This is a genomic window from Anaerofustis butyriciformans (assembly GCF_036289385.1).
GTDB classification, from domain to species: domain Bacteria; phylum Bacillota; class Clostridia; order Eubacteriales; family Anaerofustaceae; genus Anaerofustis; species Anaerofustis butyriciformans.
Window position 1 is genome coordinate 311,543 of record NZ_JAYFFH010000001.1, and the last position, 20,356, is coordinate 331,898.

27 protein-coding genes and 1 riboswitch are annotated in these 20,356 nt (G+C 29.4%); of the genes, 20 read left to right on the forward strand and 7 right to left on the reverse strand.

Going from position 1 to position 20,356, the window contains the following annotated elements:
• Window positions 1–86 precede the first annotated feature (86 nt).
• The 11 genes from V2W16_RS01510 (at window position 87) to bcp (ending at window position 7,271) form a co-directional block, all read left to right on the forward strand.
• Window positions 87–266: a hypothetical protein gene (locus V2W16_RS01510; RefSeq protein ID WP_138269495.1), complete on the forward strand. Its 180-nt coding sequence runs from the start codon at window positions 87–89 to the stop codon at window positions 264–266.
• 23 nt (window positions 267–289) lie between these two features.
• Window positions 290–979: a GTP pyrophosphokinase gene (locus V2W16_RS01515; RefSeq protein ID WP_329380321.1), complete on the forward strand. Its 690-nt coding sequence runs from the start codon at window positions 290–292 to the stop codon at window positions 977–979.
• A 48-nt stretch (window positions 980–1,027) separates the two neighbouring features.
• Window positions 1,028–1,124, forward strand: a riboswitch (TPP riboswitch).
• Window positions 1,125–1,174: 50 nt separating this feature from the next.
• Window positions 1,175–1,999 (forward strand): hydroxyethylthiazole kinase, encoded by an 825-nt coding sequence (thiM, locus tag V2W16_RS01520; RefSeq protein ID WP_329380324.1) that lies wholly within the window; start codon window positions 1,175–1,177, stop codon window positions 1,997–1,999.
• Window positions 1,986–2,630 (forward strand): thiamine phosphate synthase, encoded by a 645-nt coding sequence (thiE, locus tag V2W16_RS01525; RefSeq protein WP_329380326.1) that lies wholly within the window; start codon window positions 1,986–1,988, stop codon window positions 2,628–2,630. Before thiM ends, thiE begins: the two co-directional genes overlap by 14 nt.
• Window position 2,631: 1 nt before the next feature.
• Window positions 2,632–3,411: a bifunctional hydroxymethylpyrimidine kinase/phosphomethylpyrimidine kinase gene (gene thiD / locus V2W16_RS01530; RefSeq protein WP_329380329.1), complete on the forward strand. Its 780-nt coding sequence runs from the start codon at window positions 2,632–2,634 to the stop codon at window positions 3,409–3,411.
• A gap of 170 nt (window positions 3,412–3,581) precedes the next feature.
• The gene (locus V2W16_RS01535; protein ID WP_329380332.1) at window positions 3,582–4,076 is read left to right on the forward strand and encodes a thioredoxin family protein; all 495 of its coding nucleotides are present in this window, start codon (window positions 3,582–3,584) and stop codon (window positions 4,074–4,076) included.
• Window position 4,077: 1 nt separating this feature from the next.
• Window positions 4,078–4,767, forward strand: a complete 690-nt coding sequence (locus V2W16_RS01540) for a cytochrome c biogenesis protein CcdA (protein ID WP_329380334.1) — start codon at window positions 4,078–4,080, stop codon at window positions 4,765–4,767.
• A 228-nt stretch (window positions 4,768–4,995) separates the two neighbouring features.
• Window positions 4,996–5,367 carry a CidA/LrgA family protein gene (locus V2W16_RS01545; protein WP_329380337.1) on the forward strand — a complete coding sequence of 124 codons (372 nt, stop codon included), beginning with the start codon at window positions 4,996–4,998 and terminating at the stop codon, window positions 5,365–5,367.
• A complete protein-coding gene (locus tag V2W16_RS01550; protein WP_329380340.1) occupies window positions 5,354–6,043 on the forward strand; it encodes an LrgB family protein in 690 nt (229 codons plus the stop codon). Before V2W16_RS01545 ends, V2W16_RS01550 begins: the two co-directional genes overlap by 14 nt.
• 13 nt (window positions 6,044–6,056) lie before the next feature.
• A complete protein-coding gene (gene yaaA, locus V2W16_RS01555) occupies window positions 6,057–6,797 on the forward strand; it encodes a peroxide stress protein YaaA (protein WP_329380343.1) in 741 nt (246 codons plus the stop codon).
• Between the two features lie 12 nt (window positions 6,798–6,809).
• Complete coding sequence (bcp, locus tag V2W16_RS01560) at window positions 6,810–7,271, forward strand: thioredoxin-dependent thiol peroxidase (RefSeq protein WP_138269485.1); 462 nt, start codon at window positions 6,810–6,812, stop codon at window positions 7,269–7,271.
• A 23-nt stretch (window positions 7,272–7,294) separates the two neighbouring features.
• On the opposite strand, the gene V2W16_RS01565 is transcribed toward bcp, so the two are convergent.
• Window positions 7,295–8,041 (reverse strand): MerR family transcriptional regulator, encoded by a 747-nt coding sequence (locus V2W16_RS01565; protein WP_329380346.1) that lies wholly within the window; start codon window positions 8,039–8,041, stop codon window positions 7,295–7,297.
• A 110-nt stretch (window positions 8,042–8,151) separates the two neighbouring features.
• Here V2W16_RS01565 and V2W16_RS01570 point away from each other — a divergent pair, with 110 nt between their 5' ends.
• The 5 genes from V2W16_RS01570 to V2W16_RS01590 all read left to right on the forward strand — a co-directional run bounded on the left by V2W16_RS01570 (window position 8,152) and on the right by V2W16_RS01590 (window position 11,931).
• Window positions 8,152–9,480 (forward strand): MATE family efflux transporter, encoded by a 1,329-nt coding sequence (locus V2W16_RS01570; protein ID WP_329380349.1) that lies wholly within the window; start codon window positions 8,152–8,154, stop codon window positions 9,478–9,480.
• Window positions 9,481–9,559: 79 nt separating this feature from the next.
• Window positions 9,560–10,042 carry a YbaK/EbsC family protein gene (locus tag V2W16_RS01575; protein ID WP_329380352.1) on the forward strand — a complete coding sequence of 161 codons (483 nt, stop codon included), beginning with the start codon at window positions 9,560–9,562 and terminating at the stop codon, window positions 10,040–10,042.
• 4 nt (window positions 10,043–10,046) lie between these two features.
• Window positions 10,047–10,547 carry a GNAT family N-acetyltransferase gene (locus V2W16_RS01580; protein WP_329380355.1) on the forward strand — a complete coding sequence of 167 codons (501 nt, stop codon included), beginning with the start codon at window positions 10,047–10,049 and terminating at the stop codon, window positions 10,545–10,547.
• Window positions 10,548–10,679: 132 nt separating this feature from the next.
• Complete coding sequence (locus V2W16_RS01585) at window positions 10,680–10,955, forward strand: hypothetical protein (protein WP_253229257.1); 276 nt, start codon at window positions 10,680–10,682, stop codon at window positions 10,953–10,955.
• 91 nt (window positions 10,956–11,046) lie between these two features.
• Entirely contained in the window at window positions 11,047–11,931 is an 885-nt protein-coding gene (locus V2W16_RS01590) for an SPL family radical SAM protein (protein ID WP_329380360.1), read from the forward strand.
• Here V2W16_RS01590 and V2W16_RS01595 read toward each other — a convergent pair whose 3' ends face one another.
• From V2W16_RS01595 to V2W16_RS01620, 6 genes are all read right to left on the reverse strand, one after another.
• Window positions 11,932–12,114: a hypothetical protein gene (locus V2W16_RS01595; protein ID WP_171020663.1), complete on the reverse strand. Its 183-nt coding sequence runs from the start codon at window positions 12,112–12,114 to the stop codon at window positions 11,932–11,934.
• A gap of 26 nt (window positions 12,115–12,140) precedes the next feature.
• Window positions 12,141–13,577, reverse strand: a complete 1,437-nt coding sequence (locus V2W16_RS01600) for a phospholipase D-like domain-containing protein (RefSeq protein WP_329380364.1) — start codon at window positions 13,575–13,577, stop codon at window positions 12,141–12,143.
• Window positions 13,578–13,719: 142 nt separating this feature from the next.
• On the reverse strand, window positions 13,720–14,283 hold the full coding sequence (locus V2W16_RS01605) for a glycerol-3-phosphate responsive antiterminator (RefSeq protein ID WP_138269536.1): 564 nt from the start codon (window positions 14,281–14,283) through the stop codon (window positions 13,720–13,722).
• A 118-nt stretch (window positions 14,284–14,401) separates the two neighbouring features.
• A complete protein-coding gene (locus V2W16_RS01610) occupies window positions 14,402–14,755 on the reverse strand; it encodes a DUF1667 domain-containing protein (protein ID WP_138269537.1) in 354 nt (117 codons plus the stop codon).
• Window positions 14,755–16,011, reverse strand: coding sequence for an NAD(P)/FAD-dependent oxidoreductase (locus V2W16_RS01615; protein ID WP_329380372.1), 1,257 nt, complete (start codon window positions 16,009–16,011; stop codon window positions 14,755–14,757). The genes V2W16_RS01610 and V2W16_RS01615 overlap by 1 nt, the downstream gene beginning before the upstream one ends.
• Window position 16,012: 1 nt before the next feature.
• Complete coding sequence (locus V2W16_RS01620; protein WP_329380374.1) at window positions 16,013–17,464, reverse strand: NAD(P)/FAD-dependent oxidoreductase; 1,452 nt, start codon at window positions 17,462–17,464, stop codon at window positions 16,013–16,015.
• A gap of 486 nt (window positions 17,465–17,950) precedes the next feature.
• Between V2W16_RS01620 and V2W16_RS01625 the strand changes: the two genes are divergently transcribed.
• From V2W16_RS01625 to V2W16_RS01640, 4 genes are all read left to right on the forward strand, one after another.
• A complete protein-coding gene (locus V2W16_RS01625) occupies window positions 17,951–18,358 on the forward strand; it encodes a C-GCAxxG-C-C family protein (protein ID WP_329380377.1) in 408 nt (135 codons plus the stop codon).
• Window positions 18,359–18,368: 10 nt separating this feature from the next.
• Window positions 18,369–19,088 carry an SDR family oxidoreductase gene (locus V2W16_RS01630; protein ID WP_329380380.1) on the forward strand — a complete coding sequence of 240 codons (720 nt, stop codon included), beginning with the start codon at window positions 18,369–18,371 and terminating at the stop codon, window positions 19,086–19,088.
• 17 nt (window positions 19,089–19,105) lie between these two features.
• Entirely contained in the window at window positions 19,106–19,669 is a 564-nt protein-coding gene (locus tag V2W16_RS01635; protein WP_329380383.1) for a DUF2284 domain-containing protein, read from the forward strand.
• 87 nt (window positions 19,670–19,756) lie between these two features.
• Window positions 19,757–20,272 carry a DUF2284 domain-containing protein gene (locus V2W16_RS01640; RefSeq protein ID WP_329380386.1) on the forward strand — a complete coding sequence of 172 codons (516 nt, stop codon included), beginning with the start codon at window positions 19,757–19,759 and terminating at the stop codon, window positions 20,270–20,272.
• Window positions 20,273–20,356 lie beyond the last annotated feature (84 nt).

Sequence of the window (20,356 nt, forward strand, 5' to 3'; positions counted from 1 at the left end):
AATTAAATAATAATTAAGAATTAATTAATGTTCTATGTAATATTGTCGATTTATGATACAATATTAAAATGTAAGGAGAATAATATATGGAAAAGATATGTCCAAAGTGTAAAAGCAAACATATTGAAGAAATGATATACGGTCTTATGTATTTTGAAGCTTGTGAAGCAATGGGGAAAGATGAAGGTTTTTACGGCGGATGTTTTGAAGATGAAAAAACAAGACCTGATTACATATGCCTTGACTGCGGACATAAATGGAAATAAATATCATATATTAAAAGATTACAATGAATATGGAAAAAGACCTGAACAGGACGTTTATAAGCACTGTTAACGTTCCTGCAGATACAAAAAATTATTTTATAGAACAAACAAAAGAATTTAAAGAAGCAATTATGATGTATGGATGTGCAATAAGAGAAGTTAAAACTAAACTTGAAGTTTTAAATGACGAACTTGCACTTAAAAGAGCTAACAGCCCAATAGAATTTATTAAGTCAAGAATTAAAAAACCTGAAAGCATAGCCGCAAAACTAAAAAAAGAAGGATATGAAGTATCCGTGGAATCAGCTATGGAACATCTAAATGATATTGCGGGAATAAGAATAGTTTGTTCTTTTATTGATGATATATATGCACTTGCAAAAATGATTGCAAAACAAGATGATATCACGGTTATAGCCGTAAAGGATTATATTAACAACCCTAAGGAAAACGGATATAGATCTTATCATATGATTGTCGAAATACCCGTGTTCTTTTCTGATAAAAAACAAAATTTAAGAGTTGAAATACAAATTAGAACAATAGCAATGGACTTTTGGGCAAGTTTGGAACATCAGCTTAAATACAAAAAAAATATAGAAGAAGAGGAAAAAATCATAAGTGAATTAAAAGAATGTGCAACCCTTATTTCTTATACAGATATAAAAATGCAGGAAATAAGAGATAAAATTCATTTGGAAAACGAAGCATAATGCTTTTATTGACATATTTTTTATCTTGTGGTAGCATAGTTTTATAAATAAAATATACAGGGGAGCTTTTTGCTGAGAGGAATTTATTCGACCCTTAAACCTGATTTGGATAATGCCAACGTAGGAAGAAATAATAAGTAAATTTTAACGAGAATCCTAATTGGTTTCTCGTTTTTTTATATTAGGAGGAATGAAATGTTAAAAGAAATTTTGGAAAACGTAAAAAACAATACACCACTTGTACATAACATTACAAACTACGTAACTGTAAATGACTGTGCAAATATACTGCTTGCCTGTGGAGGTTCTCCGATAATGGCGGATGATGAAGGAGAAGTAGAAGAAATAACAAGTATTTGCAGCGGTTTAAATATAAACATAGGAACTTTAAATAAAAATACAATTCCTTCAATGTTACTTGCAGGGAAAAAAGCAAATGAACTTTCTCATCCTATTATTCTTGACCCTGTAGGAGCAGGTGCTTCAACTCTTAGAACAAATACAGCAAAGGAACTTTTGAATAACGTTAAATTTTCTGTAATAAAAGGTAATATTTCCGAAATTAAAACTCTTATGGCAGGAAGCGGTTCAACAAAAGGAGTTGATGCCGATATAGCTGATAAAGTAACTGAAGAAAACATTGATGATGTAATAAAATCTTTAAAAGAATTTTCAAAACAAACAGGTGCTGTAATAATAGTTACGGGAGAAATTGATATTGTAACTAATGATAAAGATGCTTATATAATAAAAAACGGACATGCTGTAATGTCTTCAATAACAGGAACAGGCTGTATGCTTTCAGCTATGACTTGTGCTTATATATGTGCAAATACTGACAATATGTTAAAAGCCTGCCTTGCAAGCGTATGTTTAATGGGATATGCAGGCGAAAAAGCATATGAAAAAATGGTTGAAACAAAAGCCGGTAACTCATCATTTAGAAATTATTTAATTGATGCTATTTACAATATGTCAGGTGAAGAACTTGATAAGGGGGCAAAATATGAACACAGATAAAAAAGATATGCTTTTATATGCCGTAACGGACAGAATGTGGAGCAAAGAAAAAGGATTAAAGGGGCAAATCAAAGAAGCTTTAGAGGGAGGAATAACTTTTTTACAGCTTAGAGAAAAAGAATTAAGTTATGAAGAATTCTTAAAAGAAGCATTAGAAATAAAAGATATGGTAAAAGAGTATAATATTCCTTTTGTAATCAATGATAACGTAGATGTTGCAATAAAATGTGATGCAGACGGAGTACATGTAGGTCAAAGCGACATGAAAGCTACGGACGTTAGAAGTAAAATAGGAAAAGATAAAATCCTAGGCGTTTCTGCTCATACTCTCGAAGAGGCTATAGAAGCAGAAAAAATGGGAGCTGACTATCTTGGAGTTGGAGCGGTATTTTCAACTTCAACAAAGTTAGATGCCGATGATGTATCTTTTGAAACACTAAAAGAAATATGCGACAGTGTAAATATTCCCGTTGTTGCAATAGGGGGAATAAGTAAAGATAATATTTTAAAATTAAAAGGAAGTCATGTTGACGGAGTTGCAGTTGTATCTGCAATCTTTGCAAGCAAAAATATAACTGAAGATACAAAAGAACTTTTAAATTTATCTAAGGAAATGGTAAAAGGAGAATAATATGAAAAAGGTTTTAACAATCGCGGGTTCTGATTCAAGTGGAGGAGCCGGAATACAAGCCGATATAAAAACAATAACAGCTCATAAACTTTATGCGATGAGTGCAATAACGGCTCTAACAGCACAAAACACAACAGGAGTTTACGGTGTTTTAGATGCAGATGCAGACTTTGTAAAAAATCAAATTGATTGCATTTTTACTGATATACGACCTGACAGTTTGAAAATTGGTATGGTTTCAAACAGCGATATAATCAATGCCATAGCAGATAAACTAATTGAATATAAAGCAGAAAATATTGTTGTTGATCCTGTAATGGTTGCAACAAGCGGAAGTAAGCTTATAAGTGATGAAGCAAAAGATACTTTAATAAACAGACTTCTTCCACTTGGAACAATAATCACTCCTAATATTCCTGAAGCTGAAGTTTTATCGGGAAGAAAAATAAAAAGCGATGAAGATATGATTAATGCCGCAAAAGAAATCTCTAAAAATATTGACAGTGCAATTCTTATAAAAGGCGGTCATTATGATAAAAACGCAAATGATCTTTTATATGATAATGGAGAAATTTTCTGGTTTAAGGGGGATAGAGTAGATACTAATAATACTCACGGAACAGGATGTACTCTTTCTTCTGCAATTGCTTGTAATCTTGCAATGGGCTATTCTAAAGAAGAAAGCATTAAAAATGCAAAGGATTATATAACAGGAGCCCTAAAGGCAGGGTTAGATCTTGGAAGGGGAAGTGGACCTTTAAATCATATGTATAATTTATAAAATATAAACCTGTAAATATTTATATTTGCAGGTTTTTTATTATTTTAAGCATATAATTTATGTGGAGGAAATAACGTAAATTAAAATAATTCTAAAAAACTTGTTTGCATATGTTAACAAAAAGCAATTTATATGATAGAATGGATTAAATAAAAGAAGGGAGATGGAATATGAATAAAAAAGTCTTAAGAATAATAGTACCGATTTTAATTGTTTTAGTAATCGGTGGAATATATATATTTAAAAATATTGAAGAAAGCAAAAAGGTAGATGATAACATAAATATAACAAGTCTTAATATGGATGAACTTAAAAAACAAAATCTTCCAATCGTTCTAAATTTTTCAAGTTCAACCTGTCCTCCATGCAGAGAAATGGAACCTACAATACATAATCTTGCAAAAGAGTATCAAGGAAAAATTATCATTAAAACAATTAATTTAGATGCTGATGTCAGCGGTATAGAAGATTTTCCAATAAGAGTTACTCCGACTATTTTCTTTTTTGATAAAAACGGAAAACCTTATTCACCAACACAAACTCCAACAGTAGAGCTTGTAAAGTATACATCTAAAGATACTAATGAACATTTATTTACCGCAAGAGAGGGAATATTAAGCGAAGAAGAGTTCAGATCAATATTTAAAGATTTGGGAGTAGAATAATATGAATCAACTAATAGAAAGTTTATCAAACATAATAGCTTCAAGCTCTGTTTTTGCTCCATTATTTGCTTTTTTAGCTGGGATACTTGTTTCCTTTACACCATGTTCTTTATCCTCAATACCATTGATAGTAGGTTATGTAGGGTTAAACAGCAAAAAAGAAACGAAAAATCTATTTTTATTAAGTGTAGTATTTGCTCTTGGAACAGCACTTACATTTACGCTTTTTGGCGTAGTTTCAGCACTGATAGGCAACATACTTTCTCTTTCAGGTAAATGGTTTTATATATTCCTTGGAATAATAATGGTTTTAATGGCTCTTCAAACATTAGAACTTTATAATTTTATACCCTCAACAAACTTGGTTGCAAAAAACGGTAAAACGGGATATATAGGAGCATTTATATGCGGTATACTTGCAGGTGTTTTTTCTTCTCCCTGCTCAACTCCCGCTTTGGTTGTTATTTTAAGTTTTGTTGCATCAAAGGGAAGTTTATTAATGGGAATAATAATGTTATTTTGTTATTCTGTGGGACACGGTATATTAACAGTTCTTGTAGGTACCGGCATTGGATTTACAAAAAATTTGAACAAAAGCGAAAAATATGCAAAAGTACAGTTTGTAGTAAAAATCCTACTTTCAATTTTAATGCTTCTTATAGCTTTCTATATGTTTTATTTAGGCTTTTAAAGACACGTTATGTGTCTTTTTTATTTAAAATATTTGTAAAATTAAAGTAAATACTTTATGCTTTTTAACAATAATTAAGTTAAATTTTATATAATAGAAAGGCAAATTATATAAGATTAAAGACAGCAAAAAAATATTAAAAGTTTTGTTTTGGAATGTAAAAAACTTTAAAAATTTTCATATTTAATATATAATTAATTTTCAAAATACATTTTAGAAAGGCATAATATGAAATATTTTTATCAATTTTTAATTATTTGTTTGATAACTTTTGTAAGTGAGCTGTTAAATTATATAATACCGCTTCCGATTCCAAGCAGTATATACGGTCTTGTAATAATGCTGATACTTCTAAAATCAAATATACTTAAATTAAGTTATATAAAAGACGTTGGCAGTTTTTTACTGGATACAATGCCTATAATGTTCGTTCCTATAGGAGTAGAAATAGTTACGTTATTTGCGGTTTTAAAGGAATTTTTGTTTCCTATGACAATAATCGTTTTTGTAACTACAATTATTGTTATGGTTGTAACGGCGCATGTTTCACAATTTGTAATAAATAAAGATAAGGAGAATGTGAATAATGGAAATAATTAAAAATTCTCTTTATTTTGCAGTTTTGATAACAATACTTGGGTATTTTATAGGGGATATAATAAGAAAAAAAACAAAGTTAAATGTTTTTAATCCTATACTTATTGGCATTATTTTTGTAAGTATTATATTAAGTGTTTTTAAAATTGACTATGATGTTTATTATGAGGGCGCAAAATATATAAGCTACTTCCTAACCCCTGCGACAATATGTCTTGCAATACCTTTATACGAAGAATTTGAAACACTTAAACACAATTTTAAAGCAATTATAATAGGGATAACTGCAGGAGTACTCTCAAGTCTTGGAAGTATTTTATTGTTTTCATACTTGTTTGCTTTGACTCATGAGCAATATGTTACTCTTCTTCCAAAGTCAATTACTACGGCAATAGGAATGACTGTAAGTGAACAATTCGGAGGAATTGCTTCAATAACGGTTGCCGTAATAATAATAACCGGAATACTTGGGAATTTAATGGGAGAATATATCTTAAAAATATTTAAGATTAAGCACCCTATATCTAAAGGGCTTGCTATAGGAACAGCTGCTCATGCGGTAGGAACAGCCAAGGCTCTTGAAATGGGAGAAGTTGAAGGTGCTATGAGCGGACTTTCCGTAGCCGTATCGGGACTTATAACTGTGGTTCTTGCGGGAGCATTCGTAAATTTTTTATAAAAGAGGTTTAACATTGAAAGTAATAATTTCACCTGCAAAGAAAATGAAAATAGCATATGATGAAAAAAAGGAAATTACAACTCCTGTATTTTTTAATAAGGCAAAACAGCTTGCAAAAATAATAAAGAAGTTTTCGCCTATGGAAATAGAAAGTATTATGAAAGTAAATCCAAAAATAGCAATGGAAACTTTTGTTTACTATAATGATTTCTTTGATTTTAAGCATGAAATACCTGCAATATTATCTTATAACGGTCTTCAATATACACATATAAAAGCAGAAGAATTTAAGGAAGAAGATTATGAGTTTGTAAACTCTACCATTAGGGTAATAAGCGGTTTATACGGCATATTAAAACCTTATGACGGTATTTGTCCCTATAGACTTGAAATGCAGTGTAAACTTGATATAGACGGTAAAAATTTATATAAATTCTGGGCAGACAGTATTTATAAGGAATTATATAAGGATAATGAAGAAGTAATCAATCTTGCCTCAAAGGAATATTCAAAAGTAATTACATCGTATTTAAAATATGAAGATAAATTTATCACAGTTGATTTTAAGAGTTTTCATAAAGGGAAAATTAGGACTATTGCAACTGAAGCTAAAATGCTAAGAGGGGAAATGGTAAGGTATATAGTTGATAAAAAGATAAATAATAGTGATAAATTAAAAGAATTTTGCTATAATGGATATGGTTTCAGTGAAGAATATTCAAATGAAAATAATTTTGTTTTCTTCAAAATTTAAGGAGGGAATATTATGTTAGAACAAGGTATAAAAGCACCTGATTTTACACTTAACGATAAAGACGGAAAAGAAGTAAGTTTATCTGATTTTTTAGGAAAGAAAGTGGTTCTTTATTTCTATCCAAGGGATAATACTCCTGGATGTACAAAACAAGCCTGTGGATTTAGAGACAACTACGATAAATACAAAGATAACGACATTGTTGTAATCGGAATAAGCAAAGACAGTGAAAAGTCTCATTCTAATTTTATAAATAAACATGATTTACCTTTTATTCTTCTTTCAGACCCTGAACTTAAAGCAATTCAGTCTTATGATGTGTGGAAAGAAAAGAATATGTACGGTAAAAAAAGCATGGGTGTAGTAAGAACTACTTATATTATCGATGAACAAGGAAATATAGAAAAAGTTTATGGTAAAGTTAAAGCTGCAACAAATGCTGAAGATGTTCTTATGGATCTTGGCATAATGTAAAAAAGGACTGTTAGGTCCTTTTTTTATTTTATTTCCATATATGTTTCATAGTAATCGTACTTTTTACCCTCGAAATCTGTCATTAAATACTTTGCTATCATTTCTCCGGTTTCATAGCCCATATCAGTTAATTTTTTAATATGAAAATCTAAATTTGTATTTAGGTTATAATAATCTTGTTTTAAGATAAATTTTACATATTTCTTGTTTTTGTCTTCTTTTTCCTGCCAAAGAATTTTATCTTCTTTGTTTATACTATTTAATATAAAACCATATTTCATTTCTTCGTTCTTTTCTTTATAAAACACAAAGTTTTCAGGAGAGTTTATATATTTTGAAAGAATTTTTTTGTTATTTATATCAAAGTTCACGATATATTTTATATTTTCTATTTTATCTGCTTTTTGATAAGGGTTATTTATAAGTTCATAATAAATTTGTATTTGATTAATTCTTTTTTCAATTAATGTTTTTGTATATTTTAGTTCGTTAATGCTTTTATCTATGTTTTCTTTGTTTTTGATTAAAACTTTTTCTATTTCATTAACATTTTGATTTTCCATTTTTTTTATTTCTTTTATAGAAATATTTAGTTTTCTGTATAAAGCTATGTCGAGGATTTCAAATATTGATGAAACATCAAACTCCCTATAATCATTTTCTTTATTTCTTTTTAAGTTTATCAGCCCTTCGCTTTCCCAGTATCTTAGAGTTGATCTTGGTATATTTAGAATTTTGGAAATCAGCCCTATATTATATTTGTTTTCCATTTTATTACCTCAAGATTAATTTTATCTATATTATATATATTTTACTCTTGACATTCAAGTTACTTGAAGGTTTATAATGTTCAAAGTGAAATTATAAGGAGGAATGAATAATGAATAATAATATAGCAAAAGAATTTAATCTTATATCTTTAATTAAGTTTAGTTTTCCCACTATTATTATGATGCTGTTCATGTCTCTTTACACAATAGTTGACGGAGTATTTATATCAAGAATAGTAGGGGTTAACGGACTAAGTGCAATTAACATAATAGAACCTCTTTTAAATTTATTTTTCGGGGTTGGAATTATGTTCGGTACCGGAGGAAGTGCCATAATAGCAAAAAAGATAGGGCAGAAAAAAGACGAAGAAGCAAATGGAGATTTATCTCTTATTGTAATTACAATTGTTGTAATAAGCATGATAATGTCTATATTTTCTGTATTATTTTTAAATAAAATAATAAATTTTTTAGGTGCAAGTGAAATATTATTTGGATATTGCCATGATTATTTGAGCATATATTTAAGATTTGCTCCGCTTTTAATGCTTCAACTTGTATTTAGCAGCCTTTTTGTAACTGCCGGAAAGCCAAACTTAGGACTATTTTTTACTGTTCTTGCAGGAATAACAAACATAATACTTGATTATGTGTTTATGGTTCCTTTAAATATGGGAATAAAAGGTGCTGCTTGGGGAACGGTTATTGGATATATGATTCCTACAACATCGGGATTAATATTTTTTATAATAAACAAAAAAGGACTTCATTTCTCAAAGATAGATAAAAACCCTAAAGTAATAACTGAAGCTATGTTTAACGGTGCATCAGAAATGGTTGGACATATTTCAATGTGTATTACAAACTGGATGTTTAATATATCATTAATGAAAATGCTTGGAGAAAACGGAGTTGCCGCAATATCACTGCTTCTTTATGCGCAGTTCTTGTTTAATTCAATGTATATGGGATTTTCAAGCGGGGTTGCTCCGATATTTAGTTATAACTTTGGAAGCGAAAACAAAAAACAGCTTCAAAAAGCCTTTAAAAACAGTATTAGAATAATTTTGGTATCTGTAATATGTATATTTATTCTATCATTGTTATTCTCATCTAAGGTTGTAACTATATTTATACCTGTAAACAGCGAAGTTTATCCAATAGCAACAAGAGCATATTTGTTATTCTCCATAACATTCTTGTTTTCAGGATTTAACATTTTTGCCTCTGCAATGTTTACAGCTCTTTCAAACGGTAAGGTTTCAGCGATAATATCATTTATGAGAACATTCGTTTTTATATCAGGTGCAATTATGCTTCTTCCTTTGTTTATGGGAGTTGACGGAATGTGGCTTGCAATACCGACAGCAGAGATACTTGCATTAATGGTTTCCTTGTTCTTCATAATTAAAGAAAAAAACAGATATAATTATATTTAATATTTAAAGGGGTAGAAATTAATCTATCCCTTTTTATTTGTGATATAATATTAAAATAGTTTATATTTTGGAGGAAAGTATGGCAATAGATTTAGTAAAAGAATATTTTGATAAATTTAATATGAAAGATAAAGTTATGGAGTTTGAAACTTCAAGCGCAACAGTAGAGCTTGCTGCAAAAGCACTTGGAACAACAGGAGCAAGAATTGCAAAAACTCTTTCTTTTTATGATAAAAATGAAGAAGAAGGAGGATGTATTCTTGTTGTTGCTGCAGGAGATGCAAAAATTGACAATAAAAAATTTAAAGGAAAATTTTTACAAAAAGCAAAAATGTTATCAATGGAAGATGTGGAAAAATATACAAATCATAAAATAGGAGGTGTATGTCCTTTTGCAAACCCAAAAAGCGTAAAAACTTATCTTGATGAATCTTTAAAAAGATTTGATACGGTGTATCCCGCTTGCGGAAGTGCAAATTCTGCAATAGAACTTAACATGAAAGATTTGTTTAAATATTCAAATGCTTTGGAATGGGTTGATGTATGTAAGGACTGGGAATAATTATATGGATTTTAAACTTGAAAAATGGGATATAAAATATCTTGAAGATGTTGTTAAACATGCAAACAACAGGCATATATCAAATAATTTGAGAGATGTTTTTCCTTATCCTTATACAAAGGAAAATGCTGAATTTTTCATAAAAGACTGTATTAATAATGATATTAACAATATATTAAAAGCCATAACGGTAAACGGAAAAGCAGTGGGAAGCATATCCGTTATAAAACTAAATGATGTAAATAGAAAAACTGCAGAAATAGGATACTGGATAGGGGAAGAATTCCAAAATAAAGGAATAATGAAAAAAGCTGTAAAAATGGTTATAAAAGAAGCTTTTGAAAGAATGGATATAGTAAGAATTGAAGCAGAAATATTTGAAACAAACATTCCATCAAGAAAAGTTCTCCAAAATAACGGCTTTAAATTAGAAGGCAGAAAAGAAAAAAGCATATTTAAAAATGGTAAAATAATGGACAGCTTGATGTATTCCATCGTAAAATAATCAGATTTGTTTTTTATAGAGTAAAATAAAAGAAAATTAAAAGATATTTCATTTTGAAATGTCTTTTTTTAGATATTGTTAATATATGTTTAGTTATTGTTAATAGTATTGTTTTTTTTATGATGATATAATATGAAAAATTATGATAAAAAAAGGGAAAAAATGAAATTAAAAAATATTATAAATATTATATTATTAATACTCATGATTATTTTTGGCGTTTTTAATATTTTCGAAATAATTATGCCTCAAAATTTAAGTTTGCTTTTAATGCAATTTTTCTTTTTTACTTTAGTTTTAGTTAAAAGTTTCGAATTTAAAAACAAAGGAGATAAAAAAGGATTTTTCTTTTTTTTATCTATTTCAATAATATGTTTAACGTTAAACTTTATAAGTATTGTTACTTAAAATAAATTAAATTTATTTTAAATTTATTATTGTAAAACCATTTTTTTACCGTTATAATATATACGAACAAAAGTTCTGTATGGTGATTCAAATGAAAATAAACGAAATTAAATGTAAAACGGCAATAAACAAACTTTCAAAATCAAGGCTTCCGTACAGTTTGGATTTAAATATTTACAGAGGATGTTCTCATAAATGCAGTTATTGCTATGCTCTTTATTCAAATAGTTACTTAGGTTCAACTGACTTCTTTAATGAAATATTTGTAAAGAAGAATATTATTGAAGTATTGGAAAAGGAACTTAGAAAGAAAAAAGACGATAAAATCATAAATATGGGAAGTGTAACGGATGCATATCAGCCTTTGGAAGAAAAATATGGATTAATGAGAGAAGTACTAAAACTTATGATTAAATATAATCAGCCAATTATAATTTCCACAAAGTCCGATTTGATTTTAAGAGATATTGATTTAATCGAAAAGCTTTCAAGGAAAACGTATGTGAATATTGCTTCCACAATAACAGTAATGGACGAAAGAATTAGAAAATTAATCGAGCCTTATTCTAAAAGCAGTATTCAAAGGATAAATATGTTAAAAGAAATAGAAAAGACAAATGCAAATACTGCTATTCATATGATGCCAATTATTCCATATATTACAGATAGTATAGAAAATATAGATAAAATTTTTTATTTAGGAAAACAAATAAACATAGATTATATTTTAACCGGACCTTTAAACTTAAGAGGGCAGACGAGAAGTTATTTTCTTAATTTTATTAAAAAAAATTTTAGTGAAGAATATAAAAAAATAGAGAAGCTTTATGAAAGTTCCTCTATTTTAAATAAAGAATATTTAACAAATCTTAATAGAAAGATATATTCTATAAGAAAGAAATATAATATTAGTTCAAATTATATGAAAAAAATAAATGAACATTATAATAATATAGAACAGCTTAGTCTGTTTTAATTATTTTTCTTTTATTCTAAATATAAAATAAAATATAAGTGCTATTACTCCTATTCCAAGAAAGGTTGATTTAACCGTTTCAAATAAATTAGGAAGAGTAATAAACTTTTGTAATATTCCTATAACAAGTTCAAGTAAAATGAATATAAATGCCGTATTAATGGCAATTCTGCTTTTCTCCATACTTTTTCCTTTCCTGTCAATTTGTTTTATAATTGACACTTAAACACGTTTAGAATGTACTGAATTATTTTTGTTTTCTTTGAGCGATGAAGCCATTCATCATAAGTAATTTCATCGCAGTCTTTCATAATATCATCAATCTGTGTTTTTATATCTTTAATGAAAGGTTTGTCTGTTATAAAAACTCCGTTTTCATATTGAATATAAAAACTTCTGAAATTCATGTTTATTGTGCTTATTATTCCTGCAAAATCATTTAAGATAATTTTACTGTGCAAATATCCTTTATTGTATTCGTAAATTCTTACACCGTTTTTTAAAAGTCTTCCAAAGTTAAATTCACTTAAATATTTGTTTGTTTTCTTATCGAAATGTTTTGGTGTAACAATTCTTATATCTACACCGCTTTTACCGCATAAACAAAGTACGTCTATCATTTCATCGTCTAAATTTAAGCAAGGTGTTGTTATATATAAAGTATTTTTTGCTGTATTTATAAGATATTTATACATATCTTCCGCAAATTGAACATAATTTGAAGGTCCATCTGCAAAAGGCTGGCATATTATATCATTTCTTATATAATGACTTGGTCTGTATTTTTCTATATCACTTATTTTATGGTCAGTTGTATTCCACATTCCTATAAATACTAATGTAAAACTCCAAGTTGCATCTCCTGTAATTTTAAGAGAACAGTCTTTATAGCTTTCATGTAAGATGTTATTCCAATTATTATCTTTTATGTCGATTCCGCCTGTATAAGATATGTTTCCGTCAATTATAATTATCTTTTGATGAAGTCTATAATTATAATATTGTTTTGATGCATTTTTGTGTATTGCATTGAATATGGTAACTTCTATACCTTGTTCTTCAAGACGTTTTTTTACGTTTGCGGGGATTTTTAAAATTGACCCTACATCATCATACATTATCTTTACTTCAACGCCTTCACTTGCTTTTTGTTTTAAAATATTAAATATTTTATCAAACAAGTCACCTTTTGAAAGAGTAAACACGCTTATAAAGATAAACTTCCCGGCATTTTTTATATCTTTAACTATATTTTCAAAGGTTTCTTCTCCGGAATAATAAAAGTCAAGTGAATTGTTTTTATAAGGAGGGAAGGAGTAGTTTGTAAGATATGAAGATAAGCGTTGTGAATCATCATCTTCTATTTCACTTAAAACTTTTCCGTCCATATTTTGATAAGAATTTACCTTATCAATTTCATCCTGCATTTTAGTATGTTTTCTTATATGTGAATGAGATTTTCCCCATAAATCATACATAATATGTCCAACGATTGGAAGAAGCAGAACTATACCAATCCATAACATTTTATATGCGGAGTTTCTTTCATCGGCCATTAAATGAATTAAAACCAAAATACTAAATATTTCAATTATTACATAGGCAAAAATAGCATGTTTTTTTAATAAATACGTAAAAATAAACATACAAAAAATTTGAATAATAAATAATAATATTATAAAAAATATTCTTAAAAAAGTATGAACACGACCTAAATGTTTTTCTTTCATAAAACTACCTTTCAATATAAAAAGTCCGATATAAAATATTTTAATATCGGACTAAATTTTATTTAATTAATTTATCACTTGAAGAAGATACTGCAATTGCACCGCTTTTTATACAGTCGATAACTTCTTCTTTATATTCTATTAAACCACCCGATATTATAGGTATATTAACTTTTTCTTTTATTTTTCTTATTGCTTTTGGAGCAATCCCCGGTAATATTTCAACAACATCCGGTTTTACTTCTTTTATAAGTTTTGAACAAGATGAAATTGTAGGGGAGTCAATAACAAAAACTCTAAGTATGCTTATTAAGTTAAGTGATTTTGCTTTATTTATTATTGATTTTTTTGTTGTAAGTATTCCATCGGGTTTTGTAAGTTTATAAATGTATTCCAGTGCCAAAGGTGAAGATGAAAAGCCCGGTATTAAATCAACATGTATAAAAACAAGTTTTCCGGCTTTCTTTATTTTTCTTACCTGTTCTATTAAATGATTCATATCTATATGAATTATAAATACTGCTTCTGCTTTGCTTTTTATGGCTCTGTCAACTTCTTCTTCTGTTCTAACAGATGCAATAATAGGATTTCTCTTTAGTGCTTCAAAAAAATTATTGTTCATATGTACATTATCCTCCAAATTCCTGATATATTATATCATTAAGAACAAAAAAAATAAACCCAATATAACTTTAAATTATATCGGGTTTTTAATGGATTTAACATTTTATTATTATTTATTAATTATCTCTTGTTACAACAAGGTCAACACCTGTACCGCAGATATCTTTTTTAGCAATATCTCCGATTTTAACAGGGGATTTTAAAGTAATACTGTTTATTTCGTCCATTACTTCAAATATTTTTGCTTTTGGAACAGTTCCGTTTGTTCTTACGCTTGTTACAGCGTCTTTCCCTCCTTCAACTTTTACTGTTGAAGTTATAACTCTTTTAGGTTCTACAACTTCTTCTCTTGCGTATTTATCTCCTCTTGGACAGAAGTTGCCTTCTACTGAAAATACTTCTTTTCCTTCGTATTCAACTGTTAAACTACAACCTCTTGGACAGCATATACAAGTTAATTCTCTTTTCATTATTCTGCCTCCTCAATTTCAAATGTAAGTTCGCCTTTTTGGTCTTTGATTAAATCTTTTTTAATTGTTATGTTAATCATTTCACCAGGTAAGAATTTAAGCTCTTTCTTTCTGTATATTTCTTCACCGTTTAGTTTTACAACAACAAATCCTGTTGGAACAACCCTGTTTACTCTCATAAACATTGATACATCTTCATCTAAGTTTGTTGTTGAAATATTTTGAGGAATAGTGTAAGAGATAGGAAGAACCGCTTTTGTTTTTAAGTCTTCTTTTATTGTATCGCCGTTTTTAATATAGTCGGCTGCACCTTTTCCTGCAATAAATCCTTCTGTTGAAACGAAGTCAACCATATCATGAACTTGTAAAACATTACCACAGGCAAATACACCAGGTATACTTGTTTGTCTGTTTTGAGATACGAATGGTCCTCTTACTTTAGGGTCAATTTCAATTCCTGCCATGTTAGAAAGTTCATTTTCAGGAATTAAACCAACTGATAATAAAAGTGTATCACAAGGAATTGTTTCTTCTGTTCCAGGAATTGGTTGTCTGTTTTCGTCAACTTTTGCAACGACAACAGCTTCTAGTCTTTCGTTTCCTTTGATGTCAACAACAGTATGAGCAAGTTTCAAAGGAATATTAAAGTCATCAAGACATTGAACGATGTTTCTTTGTAGACCGTTAGAGTAAGGCATTAACTCAAGAACACATTTTACTTTTGCACCTTCTAATGTCATTCTTCTTGCCATAATTAATCCGATATCACCTGAACCTAAGATAACAACTTCTTTACCAACCATATAACCTTCCATGTTGATAAATCTTTGAGCTGTACCGGCAGTCATAACACCGCTTGGTCTTGCTCCAGGAGTGTTTAAGGCTCCTCTTGTTCTTTCTCTGCATCCTGTTGCAAGAATAACAGCTGTAGGTTTTATTGTTTGATATCCCATTTCTTTATTAAGAAAATGAATTGTTTTATCTTCTTCAAGTTTAATAACCATAGTGTCAAGCATTACATCAACACCAAGTTCTTCAACTGTTTTTATATCTCTTCCCGCATATTCCGGACCTGCTAATTCTTCTTTGAATCTGTGAAGTCCAAAACCGTTATGTATACATTGGTTTAAGATACCGCCAAGTCTTACGTCCCTTTCAAGAATAAGTATATCTTTAACTCCGTTTTCTTTTGCGGCAATCGCACTGCTTAGTCCCGCAGGACCTCCGCCAATAATAACTAAATCGTAATTTTTCATATTAGTTTTTGCCTCCCTTTCCAAGCTTTCCTGTTAGGATATAAGACTCTTTACCTTTTTTAGTAACATCTTCGTAGTTCATTCCGTATTCTCTCTTAATGATTTCCATTACTCTTGGAGAACAGAATCCGCCTTGACATCTTCCCATGCCGGCTCTCATTCTTCTCTTAACACCATCAAGAGTTGTTACTTTAATACCTCTGTGTAATACATCAACGATTTGACCTTCTGTAATTGTTTCGCATCTGCAGATTACTCTTGCAAATCTTGGGTCTTTTTTAATTAATTCGTTTATTTCATCTTGTGACATTTTTGCCATGTCAACATATCCTCTTCTATTAGGATTAAAGTCTTTGTTTTCTTCTAAACTTAGTCCTGCTTCTTTTAATATATCAACAAGCATTTCTGCTATTGCATAAGAAACAGTAAATCCAGGAGACTGAATTGCTGCGGCATTGATAAAGCCTTTTGTTGAGCTTTCTTCGATTATGAAGTCTTGAGAGTCTGTTACGGCTCTTAGCCCTGCAAATTGTGTAATAACTTTGCTTTTATCAAGTTTATTTATAAGGAATCTATCTGTTTGTTTCCAAACTTCATCTAAAGTTTTTGCATCTGTTGAAACATCTTCTTTATCATCAACATATTCTGCATTTGGTCCTACAAGTACGTTTCCGTCATGTGATCTTGTAAGAGCAATACCTTTTGAATGAGCTTTTGGAGTAGGGAATATAACCGGGTGAACTTTATCAGATTCACATGAATCAAGTAACATATATTCGCCTTTTCTTGGTGTGATTTTAAAGTTTGTTTCACAAATCATGCTTGAAATTTTATCAGCATAAACACCTGCTGCATTGATAACGTATTTTGCTTTGTATTCATTATCTTTTGTTTTTACTGTGAATACATTATCTTCTTTTGTTATGTCTATTACTTCTTCGTTAAAGAAAAATTCTACACCGTTATCAATAGCATTTTCAGCTAATGCAACACAGTATTGGAATGGCATTGCAATACCTGCTGTTTTACAGTATAGGGCAGCTTTAACTTCGTTTGAAATATTAGGTTCTATTTCATGAATTCTATCAATATCGATTATTTCTGTTTCTACACCGTTTTTATTTCCGTTTTCTTGAAGTTTTTTAAGTGTTTCAATATCTTCATCATCAAAAGCTAAAACAAGTGAACCGCATCTTGTATGACCAAAGTGAAGTTCATTATCAAGAATTGTAAAAAGTTCGTTTCCTCTTTTTGATAATTTAGCTTTAAGTGTTCCGTATGTAGCGTCATAACCACCATGAATCATACCGGAATTTGCTTTTGATGTCCCACAAGAAACATCTTCTCTTCTTTCAAGTACTGCTATGTCTAAATTGTACTTGGAAAGTTCTCTTGCTGCTGAACAGCCTACAACACCTGCACCGATAACCAGTACATCATAAATTTCTTTCATTACTTCCTCCTTATAAATACAAAAAAACAACATAAAACACCTACGAATATAAGTGTAATATGTTGCGGTTTCTCTATCATTCTCTTCCGCTATTTAATTGTACATTTTTTATTTTTGTATATTATATATCTTTTCGTAAATAATTTCAATAGTTTTATGTTACTTTTGTAAACTTTTTTTATTTTATATGGAAATTGTCATGGTTTAATTATATCGTTAAACCTATATAAAAAGGGAATTCTATACATATTTTACTATATATTTTTCATTTAATAATTACTATTTATAATGATTATAAGTTTACCTCTATATTAATTCATATAAAAATTATCTATTTAAAATAGAATATATATTTATAATTTAAACACAAAAAGCACCTATGAAACATCATAATGTTTATACTATATAACATTAAATTTACTTTACAAAACGCTGAAATAATGGTAAAATAATGATGTTATTAAGATTTAAAAAGGAGAAACGAACATGGGAAAATACGGTGAAAGAGCGAAAAAATTTCATGATGAAAAATATAACTGCTGCCAGTCTGTAGTTTTGGCATTTAGCGATGAAATTGGAATAGAAAAAGACAAGCTTGCAAAACTTGTAGCAAATATGGGCGGTGGATTTGGATATGCAGGAGAAGTATGCGGTGCTGTTTCAGGTATGGCAATAGTTTCAGGATACTTCGGCAACTGGGATATTCCAAGTGACCAAGAAAGCAAAAAAGAAAGTTATGACACTATAAAAGAACTTGTTGAAGAATTTAGAGAAAGACACAATTTTTCAAGATGTCCCGAACTTTTGGAACAAAGACACAACGGTGGAACGACTTGTCTTGAACTAATCGGAATAGCAGCAGACATGGTTGCTGAAAAAATGGGGCTTGAATAAAGGAGAAGAAATGAACGCTTTAAAAGATAAAGTAATAATCGTAACAGGAGCAACAGGCGGAATAGGAAGTGTTATAGTAAGAGAAATGGTAAATAACGGTGCGAAGGTTCTGCTTTGTGATATAAACGAAGAAGCTCTTGTAAAACTAAGTGATGAACTTGGGGAAAATGTAAAATATTATGTAGGGGACTTATGCGATAAAAAGGTATGTGAAAGTATAGCAGCATACTGTAAAAAAGAGTTTGGAAAGCTTGATACATTAATAAACAGCGCAGGAGTTGCATTGAGAAAACCTCTTTTAGAAGTTACAAAAGAAGAATTTATGAAGTTATACGAAATCAACGTATATTCAAATCTTGCAATGACACAAGCCTGCTATGAAATGTTAAAAGAATCGGAAAATGCCGATATTATTTCAATAGTTTCATCTTCAGGTGTTTATCCTCATTATCATCAAGGTGCGTACTGCTCTACAAAATTTGCTCAAAAAGCATTAAACGGTGTTTTAAATATAGAGTTATTTGAAGATGACATAAGAGTACATAATTTATACCCTTCTGCCGTTGAAACACCAATGGCAAAAATTGCAAGAGGGGATTTAAAAGAAAATATGTCTTGTAAACCAGAAGAAATTGCAGAAATTATTACTTTTGTATTATCACATAGAAACAATTCTGTTCTTGACGATATAGTTATAAGACGTTATACAAAACGTCCGGATGAAATGTAAAAAGGTATATATTAAAAATGGAAGAGTTTGATAAAAAAGCAATAGAATTTGGTGCTGTAACGGCAAAAATGATTGACCCTGAAACTGTGGTAACTGCCCCATGGACTTTAAATAAATGTAAATACGGTTGTAAGAATTATAATAAAAGACAATGCTGTCCTCCAATTGCACCAACATATAAAGAAACAAGAGAACTTTTAGAAGTTTATAAAGATGTTTTGCTTATACAATGTTTGGATCCATACGATGTAAACAAAGTAATAAGAAAAATGCTTGATTATCTTGGTAAAAACGGATATTATAAAGCATTGGGATTTGGTGCGAAAAAATGCGAAATATGCAGGGATGAATATAACGAAGAATGTACTTTCCCAAATTGTAAGCATGCAGATAAAGTAATACCGCAAATGGACGGAAGCGGTATAGATGTTATACAAACGGTGATTAACAACGGATACGAAGAACATGGCGTAAAAGGATGGGGAAGAAAAGACGGTTTTAAAGTTCTTCCTCGTGAAGATGGAGGAAAGAACTGGAGTGAATCCAAAATAAACTTCTATGGTTTAATAATGATTGAATAAAAAAGGAGGATACCCTCCTTTTTTATATATTATAAATATGATATTATACAATATATTTTAATATTAAATAAAAAGGATATATAAATTATGGAACAATTAATTAAAAAAGCAGTTGAGTTTGGCTCACTAAATGCAAAAATTAAAGATACAAACTCAGTGGTAATTCTTTATGATGCAAAAGAAAAATGCAAAGAGGGGTGTCCTTTTTATGATAAAAAGCAAGGCTGTCCGCCCTCTTCTCCTCAATATAAGGAAATAGAAAATATATTAAAAGAATATAAAAAATGTATGCTTATTCAGTGTGAAAATATGGATAAAGTTGATAATGTTCTTAGGGAAATAAAAAAATACTTAAAGGAAGAAGATAAAGAGTGCTTTATTTTTGGAGCTAAGGTATGTAATGTATGTGAAGAATTTTATAATGAAAAATGCACTTATCCGGATTGTAAACATAAAGGAGAGGTTATACCTCAAATGTCGGGATGTGGAATAGACGCTTTAAAAACAGCTTTAAACATGGGGTATAGTGAAAATGATTTTGTTATACAAAAAAACGATTATAAAAATGAAGATATAAAATTTTATGGAATGGTCGTATTTTAAAAGAGGCTTAGCCTCTTTTTTATTTTAAATTAAGTTGTAAAAAAAATTTAATCGTATATAATAAGCATAGTAAAACATATGGGG